The sequence below is a fragment of the Sphingomonas benefaciens genome (assembly GCF_052907485.1).
In genome coordinates this window covers 1-14,976 of sequence record NZ_JBREIC010000012.1, presented here as the reverse complement: position 1 = coordinate 14,976, position 14,976 = coordinate 1, and the positions used below count along the sequence as shown (strand labels likewise).

Annotated in this window: 15 protein-coding genes; 5 read left to right on the top strand and 10 right to left on the bottom strand. The window is 64.7% G+C overall.

Annotation, left to right across the window (positions count from 1 at the left end; all coding sequences use genetic code 11):
- From ACU5AX_RS20600 to ACU5AX_RS20585, 4 genes are all read right to left on the bottom strand, one after another.
- On the bottom strand, positions 1-569 hold a 569-nt coding region (locus ACU5AX_RS20600; protein ID WP_446692392.1), incomplete at its 3' end, for a hypothetical protein.
- Positions 566-1,324: a spermidine synthase family protein gene (locus ACU5AX_RS20595; RefSeq protein WP_446692391.1), complete on the bottom strand. Its 759-nt coding sequence runs from the start codon at positions 1,322-1,324 to the stop codon at positions 566-568. The genes ACU5AX_RS20595 and ACU5AX_RS20600, both read right to left, overlap by 4 nt.
- Before the next feature lie 2 nt (positions 1,325-1,326).
- Entirely contained in the window at positions 1,327-1,563 is a 237-nt protein-coding gene (locus ACU5AX_RS20590) for a hypothetical protein (RefSeq protein ID WP_446692390.1), read from the bottom strand.
- 64 nt (positions 1,564-1,627) lie between these two features.
- A complete protein-coding gene (locus ACU5AX_RS20585) occupies positions 1,628-1,834 on the bottom strand; it encodes a cold-shock protein (protein WP_446692389.1) in 207 nt (68 codons plus the stop codon).
- 217 nt (positions 1,835-2,051) lie between these two features.
- On the opposite strand from ACU5AX_RS20585, the gene ACU5AX_RS20580 reads away from it, so the two are divergent.
- Together ACU5AX_RS20580 and ACU5AX_RS20575 are read left to right on the top strand one after the other, a co-directional pair.
- Entirely contained in the window at positions 2,052-2,558 is a 507-nt protein-coding gene (locus ACU5AX_RS20580) for a transglutaminase N-terminal domain-containing protein (RefSeq protein WP_446692388.1), read from the top strand.
- A 10-nt stretch (positions 2,559-2,568) separates the two neighbouring features.
- Positions 2,569-4,140: a Na+/H+ antiporter gene (locus tag ACU5AX_RS20575; protein ID WP_446692387.1), complete on the top strand. Its 1,572-nt coding sequence runs from the start codon at positions 2,569-2,571 to the stop codon at positions 4,138-4,140.
- 1,124 nt (positions 4,141-5,264) lie between these two features.
- On the opposite strand, the gene ACU5AX_RS20570 is transcribed toward ACU5AX_RS20575, so the two are convergent.
- The 5 genes from ACU5AX_RS20570 to ACU5AX_RS20550 all read right to left on the bottom strand — a co-directional run bounded on the left by ACU5AX_RS20570 (position 5,265) and on the right by ACU5AX_RS20550 (position 9,728).
- Positions 5,265-5,639 (bottom strand): response regulator, encoded by a 375-nt coding sequence (locus ACU5AX_RS20570; RefSeq protein ID WP_446692386.1) that lies wholly within the window; start codon positions 5,637-5,639, stop codon positions 5,265-5,267.
- Between the two features lie 94 nt (positions 5,640-5,733).
- Positions 5,734-6,924, bottom strand: a complete 1,191-nt coding sequence (locus tag ACU5AX_RS20565; RefSeq protein WP_446692385.1) for a PAS domain-containing sensor histidine kinase — start codon at positions 6,922-6,924, stop codon at positions 5,734-5,736.
- Positions 6,854-7,666, bottom strand: a complete 813-nt coding sequence (locus ACU5AX_RS20560; protein WP_446692384.1) for an alpha/beta fold hydrolase — start codon at positions 7,664-7,666, stop codon at positions 6,854-6,856. Before ACU5AX_RS20560 ends, ACU5AX_RS20565 begins: the two co-directional genes overlap by 71 nt.
- Before the next feature lie 110 nt (positions 7,667-7,776).
- On the bottom strand, positions 7,777-8,649 hold the full coding sequence (locus ACU5AX_RS20555; protein WP_446692383.1) for a transglutaminase family protein: 873 nt from the start codon (positions 8,647-8,649) through the stop codon (positions 7,777-7,779).
- Positions 8,646-9,728: an extracellular catalytic domain type 1 short-chain-length polyhydroxyalkanoate depolymerase gene (locus ACU5AX_RS20550; RefSeq protein WP_446692382.1), complete on the bottom strand. Its 1,083-nt coding sequence runs from the start codon at positions 9,726-9,728 to the stop codon at positions 8,646-8,648. The genes ACU5AX_RS20555 and ACU5AX_RS20550 overlap by 4 nt, the downstream gene beginning before the upstream one ends.
- Positions 9,729-9,970: 242 nt before the next feature.
- Between ACU5AX_RS20550 and ACU5AX_RS20545 the strand changes: the two genes are divergently transcribed.
- Positions 9,971-10,189, top strand: a complete 219-nt coding sequence (locus ACU5AX_RS20545; RefSeq protein WP_446692381.1) for a hypothetical protein — start codon at positions 9,971-9,973, stop codon at positions 10,187-10,189.
- A gap of 1,083 nt (positions 10,190-11,272) precedes the next feature.
- Here the strand turns inward: ACU5AX_RS20545 and ACU5AX_RS20540 are convergent.
- Positions 11,273-13,099: a response regulator gene (locus tag ACU5AX_RS20540; RefSeq protein ID WP_446692380.1), complete on the bottom strand. Its 1,827-nt coding sequence runs from the start codon at positions 13,097-13,099 to the stop codon at positions 11,273-11,275.
- Positions 13,100-13,282: 183 nt separating this feature from the next.
- Here ACU5AX_RS20540 and ACU5AX_RS20535 point away from each other — a divergent pair, with 183 nt between their 5' ends.
- Together ACU5AX_RS20535 and ACU5AX_RS20530 are read left to right on the top strand one after the other, a co-directional pair.
- Positions 13,283-14,380, top strand: a complete 1,098-nt coding sequence (locus ACU5AX_RS20535) for a serine hydrolase domain-containing protein (protein WP_446692393.1) — start codon at positions 13,283-13,285, stop codon at positions 14,378-14,380.
- Positions 14,381-14,391: 11 nt separating this feature from the next.
- Positions 14,392-14,763 (top strand): hypothetical protein, encoded by a 372-nt coding sequence (locus ACU5AX_RS20530; RefSeq protein ID WP_446692379.1) that lies wholly within the window; start codon positions 14,392-14,394, stop codon positions 14,761-14,763.
- Positions 14,764-14,976 lie beyond the last annotated feature (213 nt).

Sequence of the window (14,976 nt, the reverse complement as noted above, 5' to 3'; positions counted from 1 at the left end):
TGGAAAACCGACTTGGCCAGATCAATGCCGACTGTGCTAACCTCTTCCATGGACGCCTCCTGCAGTGGTGCTTCAACACCTCCACTCTGGCACATCGATGCCGTCAGGGGGCGTCCACCCCAACGCAACTGGGTCGTCTGACCCGCCTGAGCGTTATCCATAGTTAAGCGCCAGGCTTGCAAGCGCCTCGCGTTTCCAGTCGCCGCGGCGTGGAGCGGGGCCAGTGCCCGTCCGGCAGCCCCGATGGCGTGGTACCGGCTTCGTGCGCTCGATAAGGCAGCGCTCCTCGCGGAGCGGTTAGGCTGCATCATCTCGGATTGGATCGCTTGCATGTCTCGCGTCAGCGAGAGGCTGGCCTTTACGAATGCTTCGGTCTTTTCGGCAACCATTCTGTGTAGCTCGGGCCAATTGCCATGGAGCGGGTCGAAAGCGGCTGCCCCGATCATCGGCATGCGGGCGTTCAACACCGCCGGCACTGCGGCTATCGTCTCGAACATGCGAAGGCTGGTGGTGCAACCCTCAATCCAGATGTCCAACCAGAGGACCGGCGATGGCGCGCGTTTCGTCATGCCTCAACCCCAAACCGGGCAAAATCGGTGCCGCTTGATCTATCGCTTTTCCGATCCACCGTGGCGAGCCAGATCGTGTGATCTGGGTTGTCCTCGCCTCGATCCGTATCGATCCTGAATTCCTCGACGTCGAAGCCGGACGTCCGCAGCTGGTGGGAAAAGCCGTGGTCCGGGTAAGCCGACCAGATGGCGAGCACGCCGCCGGGCCGAAGTGCCGCACGCGCAGCACGCAAGCCCCAAGCGGAATAGAGCCGCTCATTGGCAAGGGTGATGAGCCCGTCGGGTCCGTTGTCGACATCAAGCAGGATCGCGTCGAACCCACCGGCCTGATTGACGATCAGGTCGTGGACATCCCGTACCTCAACCGCGACCCGCGGATCTTCAAGAGAATTGCCGAACAGATGGCGCAGGTGGCCGCCAGCCCAGGCCACGATCTTGGGCACAAGCTCGGCGACGACGATGCTGGCGCCCATTGGCAGGGCGGCTCGCGCTGCGGCGAGAGTGAACCCCATCCCCAGCCCGCCGATCAGGACGCGCGGCTGTTCGCCCAAGCCCTCAAGCGCCAACGTCGCGAGCGCCTGCTCCGATCGGTAGGACCAGCTTCCCATCAGCTGCTCCTCGCCAAACATAATCTCGTAATGAGGCCCATGTCGAAGCAGGCGCAGCTCACCGCCGCCGGGTATTTCGGCCGTGTCGACGAGCAAGCCCGCACGCTCTCCGGGGTTTCCGCTGATCGCAGCTTCGAGCGTCGCCAACGTCAGGTGTCGCGACGAACGGGTGCGGCAAGTCCGCGGTCCGGGTTCTCGCTCGGGTCGCCCAGCAGCTTGTCCGCCGCGGCCTTGGTGCGCGTCGCGTCGACTCGCTCGCTACGAACGGCGAGTGCATCCCAGGCCTGCGCTGCGCGTTCGCATCGCTCGCGCACATTCTGGAGGGTTGATTCCTCGGCGGCCAGCCGCTGACGAGCGGCCTCATCTCGATAAAGTGGTAAGGACATGATGGCTCCTGCGCAGAAGGACGGTTTGGCGAAGGCCTCGAGGGCCTCCGCCGATCGGCCTTGCTCAGGCTGCCTGAATGTTCACCGCCGAGGACTTGCCGCGGCGATCCGTCTCCAGCTCGTAGGAGACGCGGTCGTCCTTGTTGAGCGTGCGCATGCCGGCGCGCTCGACGGCGGTAATGTGGACGAAGGCGTCGGTGCTTCCGTCCTCGGGCGCAATGAAGCCATAGCCCTTGTCGGCGTTGAAGAATTTGACGGTGCCGGTGATCATATGGGTATCCTCTGTCCCATGCGTGGTCGGGCATGCGCCAACAGCGGCGCATCCCGGCTTCGTGAGGCTAGAAAGGGACAAGGGGAGCCTGAGCGGCCCGATATCCGTCGCAGGCGACGTTTAGCCTGACCAATATAGGTGACCGGCGCCGGAAAGATAGGGCGAGCATCCTGGATATCTTCGCTGCCCTTGCGCGGCGTGGGGCGTTCAGTGCGTCATGAGGTTTCGCATCCGCTACACTACGACCTATAGCTACCGCCGGCCGGTCACGCTCTGGCCCCATCGATTGTTGCTGACGCCGCGCGGCGATCATGATCTGCGGGTGCTCGCGCGCGAGCTCGAATGCGAGCCAGAGGCTAACCAGGAATGGACGCTGGACATGTTCGGCAACATCGTCGCCACCGTCCGCTTTGCCGAGCCCGCCTCCGAACTCGTGATCGCGGCCAATATCCTGATTGAGCAATCGGCGCCGGAGTGGCCGCTATTCCGGATTGCGCCGGACGCGCATTCCTATCCATTCAGCTACTCGGATGATGAGGCGGCCGATCTCGGCGCTCTGCTGCGTCCCATTCACGACGACAAGGACGGCGCGCTGGCACTCTGGGTCAAAGGGTTCGTCCTTGCCTCGCCCACCGACACGCTGTCGCTGCTGAAGGACATCAACGTGGGCATCACAGGAGCAGTGGCTTATCGCACCCGTTCCGCCGCGTTGGCAGCGGTATGAGTCAGCGCCGATGCACACGCTAGAGCTGCTGCTCATCCTGGTCGCCGCGTCCGTCGCGCTCGCCTACGCCGCGCACCGCGTGCGCGTGCCGCTGGCTGTCGCGCTGGTGCTCGGCGGCATCGGGCTTGCCTTCGTACCCGGCATCGGCACGGTCGAGCTGGAGCCAGAGCTCGCGCTGGCCTTGTTCCTGCCGCCGCTGCTGCAGGCGAGCGCCTACCGGACCGACTGGCCGGCGTTCCGGTTCAACCTGAGACCAATCTTGCTGCTGGCAGTTGGCGCGGTCTTCTTCACCGCGGCGGCCGTCGCCGTAGTGGCCCACCTCCTGGTGCCCAGCCTGCCATGGTGGGCCGCGATCACGCTCGGTTCCATCGTCGCGCCGCCCGACGCGGTCGCCGCGGCGGCGGTGCTGAAGCAGGTGAGGCTGCCCAAGCGCATCGTGACGGTGCTTGAGGGCGAGAGCTTGATCAACGACGCGTCCTCACTGGTACTCTACCGGTTCGCGGTGGCGGCGACGCTGGCGGGGAGCTTCAGCATAGGCAGCGGCGCGGTCCAATTCGTCGGATCTGCAGTCGGCGGGACGCTTGCGGGTTGGATCGTCGGGCGGATCGCGATGTGGATATTCGCGCTGCTCGAGGACACGCTGCTCGACATCACGGTCAGCCTGCTCGCGGGCTTCATCGCCTACTTCCTGGCCGAGCAGTTGCACGCGTCGGGCGTGCTAGCCGCGGTCGCGTGCGGGCTGGTGCTCGGTCGCCAGCAGCGCGCCGAGTTCACGGGCGAGAGCCGGCTTGGGATCGCGTCGGTGTGGGCGTTCATCGAATTCGTCCTCACCGCGCTGGTGTTCATGCTGATCGGCCTGCAGCTGCGCGGCATCATTGGGCGGTTAGGAAACTACGACGGCGAGATGCTGCTGTGGCTCGGGCTCGCCGTGTCGGCGACGCTGATCGTCGGCCGGTTCGTCTGGGTGTTCCCCGCGATCTGGCTACCGCGGGCGCTGTCACGGAGGATCCGCGAGGAGGATCCAATGCCGCCCTGGAGCCATCCGGCCGTACTCTCATGGGCGGGGATGCGCGGGGTGGTCAGCCTCGCGGCCGCGCTCGCGCTGCCAGCCCGCTTCCCCGCGCGCGACATCATCGTGTTCCTCGCCTTCTGCGCGATCTTCACCACGCTGGTGGTGCAAGGCACGACGCTTGGCTGGTTGATCCGCCGCCTCGGCGTGGAGGAGGAGGACGCGCCGCCCGAGCCGGAGACCGCTCGCGCCCGCGCCGAGCTCGCCAGGGCCGCCCTCGATGCGGTGCGCGACCATGTCGACGATATCGCGTCGGAGCATGGCCAAGCCGCAGCCGAGCTGGTTGAGGAGTACCGCGTACGAGCGCACCGGGCTAGCGTTGTGGGGCAGGACGTCGAGACGAAGACGGGTCAGCTCGAGGCGCAGCAGCGGCTGCGGCTTATTGCGATAGAGGCGGCGCGCGACAAGCTCGCCGAGCAGACCGACCGAATTGACGCGGAGGCGCACCGTGAGCTCGGCGAAGAACTGGACCTCGAGGAGCAGCAGGTTCGGCGGGCGCTGGGTGACGCCTGAGATCGCCGGTCCAACTCCCAGCAAAGAGTCGTAGCCGGAAGTTGTGGCTGAACGGGCGTCCGCTTTTGGGTCCAAGCCACTATTTCTACATTGGGGCGATCGATCGCGTCGGTCGCAGGTCATGCTGGCTTACAATTTGGCGCATTGAGCCTATATGTAAGCTATCACTGGCATCCTATCGTAGTCGCCATTGGCTGAGAGACTTGTTCGCCCCCGCTTACAGACGGGATTGGTATATAGATCTCAACTACCACTTTCACCGTCATCAGGTTTCATTGGTTGCGGCGTCGGCTGACGGGTCGGCGGAAGCACGTCTTGCCCATCGTGGACTTACCGCGGCCTATTCACGCCGTATTGGTATTTTGCGCGCCGGCACCGGTGGCGTTGCTCTCGTGGGTTCGCGCGTCAGTTGTCCGAGACTGTCACCCCAGAGGCTGCCAGTGACGGCACAGTCAATCATCAAAAAAGAGGCGAAAATTTCGTCCGGTACGCACCGCTATACTGCGTGAAGCCGCCGCGCGGCAACTCCGTCTCACGTAGGTTGCCTGGGCCGCATTGCGCACGCCTGAACGTGTAAAGGCCTTTCTCAACGGCGACCACGCTGAACTATCCGCTCGACCAATTGACGTAGGGATCGCAAGCGATGCGCACCTGAAGCGTGTTGAGCGGTTGCTGACCGAGCGGCCTCTAAATGAACGTAGGGCCGCCTGATCAATCAAAAGTCGTGCCACATGATGATGGACGTAAATTGATATCGCGAGCTTTGATAAAATGCGATGCACCATAATTTAAAGCGCTGAATGCAAGGCGCTACGCGTTATTATGGTCGTGGGATCGATTTTGTATGGCGGCAGATTGTGAAGTTTATTGAATGGCTAATGGCCTAGCATGTAGGTATACAAGACGGATTTGAATTGCCTTTTCGCGCCTTGGTCAAGTGGGTCGCGTGACGCCACTATCGGCACGGGCTCCTTCAAATTGAACGACATCATCACACCATCATATTGTGGGAGCGAAGACCTGGGTACGGATGGTTTGATCTTTTCGGTGGAAGCCTAGTTACTGGCGCTAGCGATACGCGGCAAGCGAAGCACCGCAGATTGCCGCCATCCCTGATATGCGCTTCAGGCCCGGATCAGCGCGCGTGCCTCATCCAGCAGCGCGTTTGCGTGCCATGGCTTGGGGACAAACCTGCCGGGCCCCGGTACGTCGTCGTCACGCAGGCGATGGTGGCCTGACGTCATCAGCAAATGGATACGGGGCCATCGCTCATGCACTACGCGCGCGAGGGCAAGCCCATCCATGGTGCCCGGCATGTCGACATCTGAGAACAGAAGGTTAACCTTGCCGCCATCGCTCAGTATGACGAGCGCCTCATCGGCGCTGTCCGCGTCGAGCACCCGAAATCCGGCATCCTCGAAAATACCAACGCCGTGCATGCGCACCAGCACGTCGTCCTCGACGATAAGAACGGTCATGGTGTGAAATTCATCGGTCATTGCCGGGTCTCCGCCCGGAACATGCCCGGCTGTCGCTAATAACCCTCAACGCTCGGTCGCAGAGATCGGGTGCGATTCATCAGCCCCCGTCACATTAATTCGCGAGCGGCATGGTAAAAATGAAGGTGGTCGCGACCGCGTCGGACCGCGCCACCAGCGTGCCGCCATGCGCCAGGGCGATCTCCGAGGCGATGTGAAGGCCCAGGCCAAGGCCTTGGCGGACCCGGTCATGCCCTCGATAAAAGGGCTGGAACAGCCGCCCGAGCGCCGCCTCCGAAATTGGCGTCCCACCGTTCGAGACTGCGATGACGAGTTCTCCCAGCGACGTCGTGGCATCGACCCGAACCGGCTGGTCCTTTGCACCATGGGTCAGGGCATTGCCCAGGAGGTTCGACAATAGCTGGCCGATTCGTACATGGTCGCAAGAGATGGGCTCGTGCAGCGCGAAATGGGTGACGATCGGCTGTGCTGGTGCGATCGAGCGGAGTTCCGACACGACCTGTTGCAACACCGGCTCCAGCGGCGTGTGCGCGTCATAGGCGAGCGTGATCCCGCCCCCCAGCCGCCCCCGCGCGAAATCAAGCACATTGTCGATCAGCGCATTGGCCCGCAACACGCTGCCACTCATCAGTTCCGTCACCTTGGTGCCGCGCGCGCTCAGCGTTTCCCGGGCCAGCAGGTGCAGACCGCTGTTGATCGAGGCCAGCGGATTGCGCAGATCGTGCCCGAGCACGGCGATGAACTGTTCGCGCAGCTCAGAATCGGCGCGTTCGCTCACGATCGTCGCCTGAGCCCGATCGCGCGCGTCGAGCAGGTCCTGCTCATAGCCGCGGCGCCCGGCGGCCAGGAACACCGCGAAGCGGACCTGCCGATCGGCATCGGCATTGTCTTCGTTGGTATTGGCGTTGACCAAGACGGGCAACCGACGCCGGTCGGCGGCGACCAACTCCAGCGCCACTTCGTCAAGGCGGCCCTGCATGCGCAGCGTCGGGGCAAAATGAGTTTCGTAGAAAATCTTGCCCGCTACGGTCAGCAGGTCGGGCAAACGTCGGCCGCGCAGATCGTCCGGGGTCACGCCCAACCATCCGGCGAAGGTTCTGTTGACGCGAACGAGCCGGCCATCGCGATCGGACACGAGAAAGCCGCACGGAGCCGTCTCGAACAGCGCCTCGAAGTCGATCGTAGTGGCGGCGGCGATTTCGGGCGTGTCGGGATCAGACAAAGGCGCGTATCGCCGCGATGGTGGATGCCGGGGCGCTGAGGTTCGGGCAGTGGCCAACGGCATCCAACGTTACCAGACGGCTTCTGGGGATCGCGCGCTGGACATACGCTCCGACGCCGGGTGGCGCGATCGCATCCTCCCGGCATTGCAGAACGAGGACATCGGCATCGATAGGGCCAAGGTCGCCCCGACTGTCGGTCAGGAACGTGACGCGAGCAAAGCGCTTGGCGATTTCGGGATCGGTGCGGCAGAAGCTGGCGGCGAGTTCCTCACTCAGTTCGGGCCGATCGGGGTTGCCCATGATGACCGGCGCCATCGCCTGCGACCAGCCCATAGGGTTGCTGTCGAGGAACTGGAGTAGCTCGTCTATCTCGTCGCGGGTGAAGCCGCCCGTATAATCTATGTCGTCGATATAGCAGGGCGAAGGGCTGACCAGGACGATCGTCGAGAAGAGTTCGGGCGCTCGGCGTGCGACAACGAGGCCGATCATCGCACTGACGGAATGGCCGACGAACACACCATTCGTAACATCCAAAGTGCGGGCCAACTCGATGACGTCATCGGCATAGCCGTCGAGACTGTCATATTTGTCGGCATCATAGGCACCCAGGTCGGAGCCGCCAGCGCCGACATGATCGAACAGTATCGTGCGGAAATCGGTAGCGAAGTCGGGGGCGACGAAGCGCCACATATTCTGGTCGCATCCGAACCCGTGCGCGAACATCATGTTACGCCCGGTCCCCGCGCTGATGCGGACGTTAAGCGTGTCCAGTACGGTCGCTTGCGAAGGGGAGCCGTCCGACATGGTTGGTTCGATAGGCATGGCGGGATGCGCGCTCCACAGGATCGGCAGCAATGTCGATCGCTCCCGCGTGGGAGGCGGCCTAGCACGTCTAAAACGACCTACAAAGACCGTTACACGGAAGCGGTGGCATCGAGGGCTTCGACGACGACACTTGCATCCAAACTAGCAAAAGCGGCCGCATCGCCGACGAACCCGCCGATTACTGGCAGCACTGCCGCGCTGGTCACGCCAACCGCCGTAGCGACGAGCCCGGCTCCGCCGATCCGTCGCTGGGTCGGGTCGAACGCGATCCACCCTGCGCCAGGCAGGAAGACCTCACACCAGGCATGGGTCGCGCCGACATCGCCTGCCGCCATTCCTGGATCGAACAGATAGCCCGACACCGCTCGCGCGGCGAAGCCCAGCCGCCGCACCGCCCAGAGAAACAGCGCCGCCAAGTCACGGCACGATCCGCTGCGCAGCGCCAGGGTGCGCGAGGGCGATTGCGTGCCTTCTTCGTCGCGCGGGCGATAGGCGATGGTGGCCCCGATGGCTTCGTTAAGGGCGTTGAGCAGCCTCAACGTATCGTCCGGCGCGGTTGCCCGAAACCCGGCCAGCCACCGCGCCTGATCTTCGTCTTGATCCGCGTCCCCGCTGAGCAGCCCCGGCCCGAACAGGGCCCGATCATCGGACGCATAGGCAAAAGGGTACCGGTGGGCAGCCGGGTCCAGCCGGAACACCGGGTAAGGCTCCGCGCTGTGCAGCACCTCATGCTCGGCTTCGATGGTCAGGGTCGCGGCGGCCTCGGCGATCAGGGCGAGCGCCGTGGTATTGCCCGCAGCGTCTTCGCTCCAGATTAGCGAGGCGGCGGGATCGATCCGCAGCCTCGACGAGATTATCGCCACGTCGTGGGTCGCGCGTGGCGTGACCAGCAGGCGATGATCCAGAAAGCGGACCGGTTGAGTATAGTGATAGACGGTGCGATGCCGGATGCGCAGCCTCATGGCTTGATCAGCCCGGCCGCCCGAAGTGCATCGTTGATCGTGGCCGTCGGGTCGAACCGTGATGGCCGTGCCGTTTCCGGCCGCTGCGGTTCGGTTGCTACGGTAGCGACCGGCCGGGATGGCGCCGCGGCGGGCACGATGCTCCAGGCGGCCGCGATCCGATAAGTGGAGGAAATATTTGCGCTGAGCATATGTGGGCCAGGCTCACCGCAGGCCTCATCGCCATCTGTTGCGAGCGGCGTGCCATGCCCCATGGCCGTGACCCTATACTCCTCGATCACCACCCGTCCGGCCACATCGTGCCAGACGCGGCGGGTATGACCACCGACATGCTCGGCGATGTCCGGCTCGCCGACGCGGTGCAGCTCGCGCCACTGGTCGATGATCAGCGCGGCGTTGACGGGGGCGACCGTCATGTCCGCCGTACCGTGCCAGACCGACACCATCGGCCAGGGACCGCTGTGCGCAGACGCCGCTCGCACCCGGTCGCTTAAGCTGGTGCGGTCATGGCCGCGGCCACGCATCCGCTCCATCGCCTCGGGCACGCTATGGGCGGTGTCGAACGGTAGCCCGGCAATGATTGCGCCTCCCGCAAAAAGTTCGGGATGGCAGGCTAGCAATGCGGAGGTCATCGCGCCGCCCGCTGACAGGCCGGTGACGAAGACCCGTGCCGGATCGAGGCCGTGGCGCTCGACCGCGGTTGCGACCATCTCGCGGATCGACTCGACCTCGCCGCTACCGCGGCGCGTGTCTTCGACCGAGAACCAGTTGAAGCAGAGATTGGGGTTGTTGGCGCGCTGCTGCTCGGGAAACAAGAGCGCGAAGCCGAATCGGTCCGCCAGGGTCGACCATCCCGATCCATGGTCATAGGCGGCGGCGGTCTGCGTGCAGCCGTGCAGCACGACGACGAGCGGAGCATGGGCGGGCAGATCGTGCGGAACATGCAGATACCCCCGCAGGTCGCCGGGATTGCGCCCGAAATCATCTATGGCGACCAAGGGCCCCGTCCGCTGGTCTATGTGGGGCTCGGCGGTCGCCAGGGTGCGGAGATGGGAGATCGTATCGGAAATCGAGCGCATGGCGGCGCCTCATTTTTGGCAGAGGGAAGCAACGGATAGGCTATGCTGCCGCACGCGCCCTATTGTGCATTGCAGCATAGGTGGCGTTTCCTCGCCTGCTGCACAAGATAGCGACACACAAGCCTTCTGTGCCACTTGTCGTACCGGCGGTTCAGCACCATATTTTGCGTACCGGGTTGCCCTTCTGAGCAAAGACCTGGCTGAGAGACTTACTCGCGCTCCCGCTTGAATGAGGAGCCGCCATGTCTCGCGCGATCAACGTCAATGCCACCGAAGCCGAAGTGATCAAGTCCTGCGCCCGGTACGGTGCTACGGTCAGCGCTATCGAGACGCTGGCATCCGGCGGGACACGCGTCGTCCTGATGAACATCATTGCTGCCGAGACGATGCGGGCCGCTTTTGGCCGGAAGCTGCTGACGGGTACCGTGCGGCGTACACCACTGCGGACCTGGACGCTCTAGATGCTGACCCATTCTGGCCTGACCCGTACACGGTCCTCGACCGTGCACTTCCGAGGTGACGTAAGGATCGGAAGCGATCCCCGAATTCTCCCGGCTGGACGCTATGCCATCCACACGCGTGAGGAGATGCATCAGGGATCGTTCGATCCCGTGTACGTCGCGACCAGCATTGACCTGATTGTCGAGTCCCCTGGGGGCAGCAGTACCCGTGTCCTACGGCCTACCGATCTGCACGCCGCGTTGGAGCGTGACGCTCGAGGCCTCGACGATCTCAGCGAAAATCCCGATCGGGGCCGTGCAGGAATGGTGGTGGCGAGGTGCCCGCTTTCGACCGGAGGTCCGATATGAACGATCAGCGCCGTTGGACACAAAGCGACATCACAGACTTACGTGGTCGAGCGCTGTTGGGCGCCACGCTGGGGGAACTTGCCGTTGACCTGGCGCGAACATCAGGCGACGTGGTCCACATGGCAGCACGGCTTCGCATTCACATTTCCGCTGGCAAGTTATCTAGTCTTTAACGCCCCCTGGTTTCCATCCTAAAGCCCAGCCGAGAAACGATGACTTCATCGCGGATAGGCCGGCTTGCCTCTGGAACGGCCGAACACGGGCGGCGGCCATGTTGGTGATCAGGCCGCGCTCGGGCAACAAGCCTCGTGTCCCGTCAGGATCATATCAGTCCGCCGCTCGATCAACTTGTATATCAAAACCGAATCTACGCCGTTCGATGGACGCAGGCCTTGGCCCTCCGCGCCGGGTGGTATGAACAATCAGCGGTCGCCGTTGGCGGATCGCTTCTTCCGTATTTTCACCGAACTGTTCCGCCGCATGTCCGCGGAATATCCGCTTCGGGGTTGCTGATAGCTGCCTTGCCGGCAAGTGCCCATCCCCCCTTCCACACGCCTGCACGAAATGGCCGAGGGGGTGAGCCTATCGCCTGAACGAACGGCAGGTACTGGGAAGAGGGCAGGGGGCGTTTAACGACCGATTGTGGGTCTGATCAAACTTCGGTTGGTTCCGCCATTTGCAAGCCGCCGGATCGTACGACCGCGCTTTCATACCCAGAGGTCCTTTGCGGGATGCTCACGAGGTGCGGACTTTGTCCAGATAACTCCGGCCGATGCGAAGCGTTGTGCCGCTCGGCAGGACTACCGCCCATACACCGCCGCCCTCGTGGCAAAGACCGTCGATCAGGTCGCGCCGAATGATCGTCGAGCGATGGATGCGCTGGAAGAGTGACGCGGGCAGTCGCGCAGCGATGTTGTCCATCGTCTCGCGCAGCAGATGCGAGCGGCCCGCGATGTGCAGGCGTACATAGTCCCGTTCCGCCTCGACCCACTCAACGACTGCAAGCTCGACGCGGATCAAATTATTGCGCTGCGGCACCCACAGATGATCTTCGGTGGGCATGTTGCCGACTGGGCGACCGGCGAGGAACGCACGCGCACGATCGACGGCCGCCGCCAGTCGATCCGGTTCGATTGGCTTGAGCAGGTAATCAACCGCGCCCACGTCGAAGGCGGCGAGCGCATGAGCGGTGTACGCCGTGGTGAAGATGATCGCGGGCGTCCGATGGTCGTGCGGCACTCGGCGTGCCGCCTCCATGCCGCCGATCCCCGGCATGGCGATGTCGAGGAACAGGATGTCGACGGGGCGCTCCGATAGGCTCTTCAGCGCCGCTTCGCCGCAGTCCGCCTCACCGGCGATGCGCACGCCCGCCTCGGCGCACAACAGCTTCAGCAGGCGCCGGGCGGGCGCCTCGTCATCGACGACCAGGGCGGTCAGCGCAGGATCAGTCACGCGCGTCACTCGCCGGGATCGAGATGGTGCTGTCCCAGCCATTGTCGGCCGGTCCTGCGGTGAGCGACGCACGAGGGCCGAAGCGCGTCGCGATCCGCGCCCGGACATTTGCGAGACCAATCCCCGTCGAGGCGGGGATCGGGTCGCCGGGACTGACCGCGCCGGCGATCGTGCGGTTGACGACGCGAAGTTGGATTGCCCCGTCCTCGCGCTGTCCGCATACCCCGATCGTGACCGGGGCCGTGGTCGCGCCAGGCCGTGCTTGATTGCATTCTCGACCAGTGGCTGGAGAATGAGCGGCGGCACCGGGATGTGGTGGATGTCTTCCGGCACATCGATCTCCACCAGCAGGCGGTCACCGAACCGCGCCTGCTCGATGGCAAGATAGAGCCGCTGAAACTCGACCTCGTCCGCCAGCGTGACGTCGGCCACCGGATCCTCCACCAGTCCCGTCCGGAAGAACGCCGCCAGATCTCGGATCATGGCACCGGCGGCTCTGGTCTCGCCGCCGGCCACCATCGCGGCAAGCGCGTTGAGGGCGTTGAATAGAAAATGCGGATCGACTTGTAGGCGCAGCATCGCCAGCTTGGCGTCGCGGGCGGCGGCCTCTGCCACGCCGCGCTGCCGCTCGACTGCCTGCACTTCACCGACGAACCCGAGCGCCAGCAGAAACGCGGCCCACGCGGCGAAGAAGAAATACCAGGTGACGAAGCCGTCCGCGATCGCAGTCCGCAGCACGGCGCCGTCTTCCCAACGGGCAAGGTCGGGCAGGACCGAGGGCACGGGCAGCCAGCGATAGAACAAGTAGCTGTTGAGCGCCGCAAACAGCAGCGCCGCGGGCGCGCAGGCCAGGAACGCTGCACCAGCCCGGACGGACAGGCGCGCTGCTGACACGCGCCGCAGGCCCAGATGAATGAGCCACGCGAGGCCCGCACCGATCAGCGTCATGCCAAGCCGGCGGGTAAGCATCCCGCCCTGATCGGGCCAGCCCATGACCAGCGCACGGCCCGTGACCAGTACAAGCCACACCGTCCAGAAACCGGCGATGCTGGCTAGCGCCAGGCGGGCAGGCACCGGGACAGTCACGGTCGAAGGGGCGGAAGCGTGCATCGCCGGCCTGTCTAGCACGTCTGCCGGCATTGCCATGGGCCCATGGACGACGCCCGTCGCACCGTGACGACGCCGGTCGCGCTCGCCTCGACGCTAACCCCTTCGTCCACGACACTTGCGACAACGAACAGGGGAACGGCGATGACAATGTTCACGAGGACTCGGCGAAACACAGTGCTGGCGATGTTGCTCGGCACCATCGCCGGCCAGACGCTCGGCAGCACGCCGACGTCGAAGGTTCCCCCGCCGCTCGGTGCGGCGTTCGATCGGGCGGCGGCCGTGGTGACGGCCGCCGGCCTGCCCGGCGAACTGGTCATCACCGATGCAGCCAGGTCGGCTCGAGCCGCGGCCTTCGGCCTTGCGGATCGCGCCCGGCAGATGCCCAATCACGTCGGTCAGCGGTGGCTGTGGGCGTCGGTGACGAAGCAGGTCACAGCGACCCTCGTCATGCAGGAGGTCGCGAAGGGTCGAATGGCGCTCGACGCGCCGATCGGCCGCTACCTGCCCGACTTCGGCGGCAACCGCGCCATCACGGTGCGCGAGCTGCTCCAGCATCGCTCCGGCCTTCCTAACCCGTCGGACACGCCCGCGATCGACGGCGTGCCCGGCTTCTACCGCCAGACCGGTCGAGGGATCGGCGACGACGCCAGCGCCGCCGGATTCTGCTCGGGGAGGGCCAAGGCTGCACGCGGCGGGCAGTGGGAATACAACAACTGCGATTATCTCGTCCTCGGCGCGGCGCTCCGCGCGGTGACCGGGCGCAGCTACGCGCAGCTCGTCGAGAAGCGTATCGCCCGGCCGTTCGGGATCAGGACGCTGCGCCTCGCCCGCGATGGCCAGCCTCGTGGCGGTGCGGCTGCCACCGGCTATGACGCCAACGTGCCAGTCCCGGCGTTGAACGTTGCGACGGGCGGAGCCGCGGCCGCGTTGACCGGCAGCGCCGGCGATCTTGCCAAGTTTGATCGCGGGCTGATGACCGGACGGCTGCTCGATCCCACGGCGCGCGCAACGGCCTGGGCCGGGGATCCCCAGCTGGGCTTCATGGCGCTTGGTGTCTGGTCCTTCTCGGCGCGGCTGAAGGGCTGTGCGGAACCGGTGCAGCTCGTCGAGCGCCGCGGCGACTTCGGCGGAGCGCAGGTCCGCAACGTCATCGCGCCCACGCTCGGCCGCGCCGTCATTTTCTTCACCAACGACGCCACCGCCGAGTTCGGCGAGGTCTGGCAGGGCAAGGGCCTGACCCACGACCTGCTGTCCGCCGCCTTCTGCCCTCCCTCCGCCTGAAAGGATCGTCCATGACCCGACTGTTCATCGCCATCGCCCTCATCACGACCGCCATTCCCGCCGCCGCGCAGGACAAGTCCGCTCTTGCTGGCGACTGGACGGTCGATCTTCGCCCCACGCCGCAGGCGCCAGCCTATCTCAAGCCCATGACGCTCTCGATTGCGGCGGATGGGGCGTTGACCGGGGCGTTTTACGAACACGCGATCGACCTCGGCCGGGCCGGTGCGACCAACGGACGGCCATGCTTCGCTTTCCGCACGCAGGATGCCTCCGGTCCCTATCAGACATCCGGCTGCCTCGTTGGCGACCATATTGAAGGCCAGACGTGGTCGGAAGGTCGACGTTTCGTCCTGACGTGGAAGGCTGTTCGTGCCGCCAAATAGCGGCGCGGGTCGGCCAATGGGGCGGAAATTCGCTAATACGGTCAGATTAATGACTGTCTGGAGTTGGGAAGCCGATCGCGCACCCGGAATGACCGTGTGTGGACGCCCCGTCGGATACAAGGGGGTGTTCGGAAGATTTGATCGCGCGGGTTCAGGTGCTTCCGTGTGTCCGGCCTGTTGATGCAGCCATCATCACGGCTGCTGGCCCGTATG

Bases quoted from the DNA above. Each gene is read 5' to 3' on its own strand.
- ACU5AX_RS20590 (WP_446692390.1), bottom strand. From the start codon at position 1,563: ATGTCCTTACCACTTTATCGAGATGAGGCCGCTCGTCAGCGGCTGGCC.
- ACU5AX_RS20585 (WP_446692389.1), bottom strand. From the start codon at position 1,834: ATGATCACCGGCACCGTCAAATTCTTCAACGCCGACAAGGGCTATGGC.
- ACU5AX_RS20580 (WP_446692388.1), top strand. From the start codon at position 2,052: ATGAGGTTTCGCATCCGCTACACTACGACCTATAGCTACCGCCGGCCG.
- ACU5AX_RS20575 (WP_446692387.1), top strand. From the start codon at position 2,569: ATGCACACGCTAGAGCTGCTGCTCATCCTGGTCGCCGCGTCCGTCGCG.
- ACU5AX_RS20570 (WP_446692386.1), bottom strand. From the start codon at position 5,639: ATGACCGATGAATTTCACACCATGACCGTTCTTATCGTCGAGGACGAC.
- ACU5AX_RS20565 (WP_446692385.1), bottom strand. From the start codon at position 6,924: ATGCCGTTGGCCACTGCCCGAACCTCAGCGCCCCGGCATCCACCATCG.
- ACU5AX_RS20560 (WP_446692384.1), bottom strand. From the start codon at position 7,666: ATGTCGGACGGCTCCCCTTCGCAAGCGACCGTACTGGACACGCTTAAC.
- ACU5AX_RS20555 (WP_446692383.1), bottom strand. From the start codon at position 8,649: ATGAGGCTGCGCATCCGGCATCGCACCGTCTATCACTATACTCAACCG.
- ACU5AX_RS20550 (WP_446692382.1), bottom strand. From the start codon at position 9,728: ATGCGCTCGATTTCCGATACGATCTCCCATCTCCGCACCCTGGCGACC.
- ACU5AX_RS20545 (WP_446692381.1), top strand. From the start codon at position 9,971: ATGTCTCGCGCGATCAACGTCAATGCCACCGAAGCCGAAGTGATCAAG.
- ACU5AX_RS20540 (WP_446692380.1), bottom strand. From the start codon at position 13,099: ATGCACGCTTCCGCCCCTTCGACCGTGACTGTCCCGGTGCCTGCCCGC.
- ACU5AX_RS20535 (WP_446692393.1), top strand. From the start codon at position 13,283: ATGTTGCTCGGCACCATCGCCGGCCAGACGCTCGGCAGCACGCCGACG.
- ACU5AX_RS20530 (WP_446692379.1), top strand. From the start codon at position 14,392: ATGACCCGACTGTTCATCGCCATCGCCCTCATCACGACCGCCATTCCC.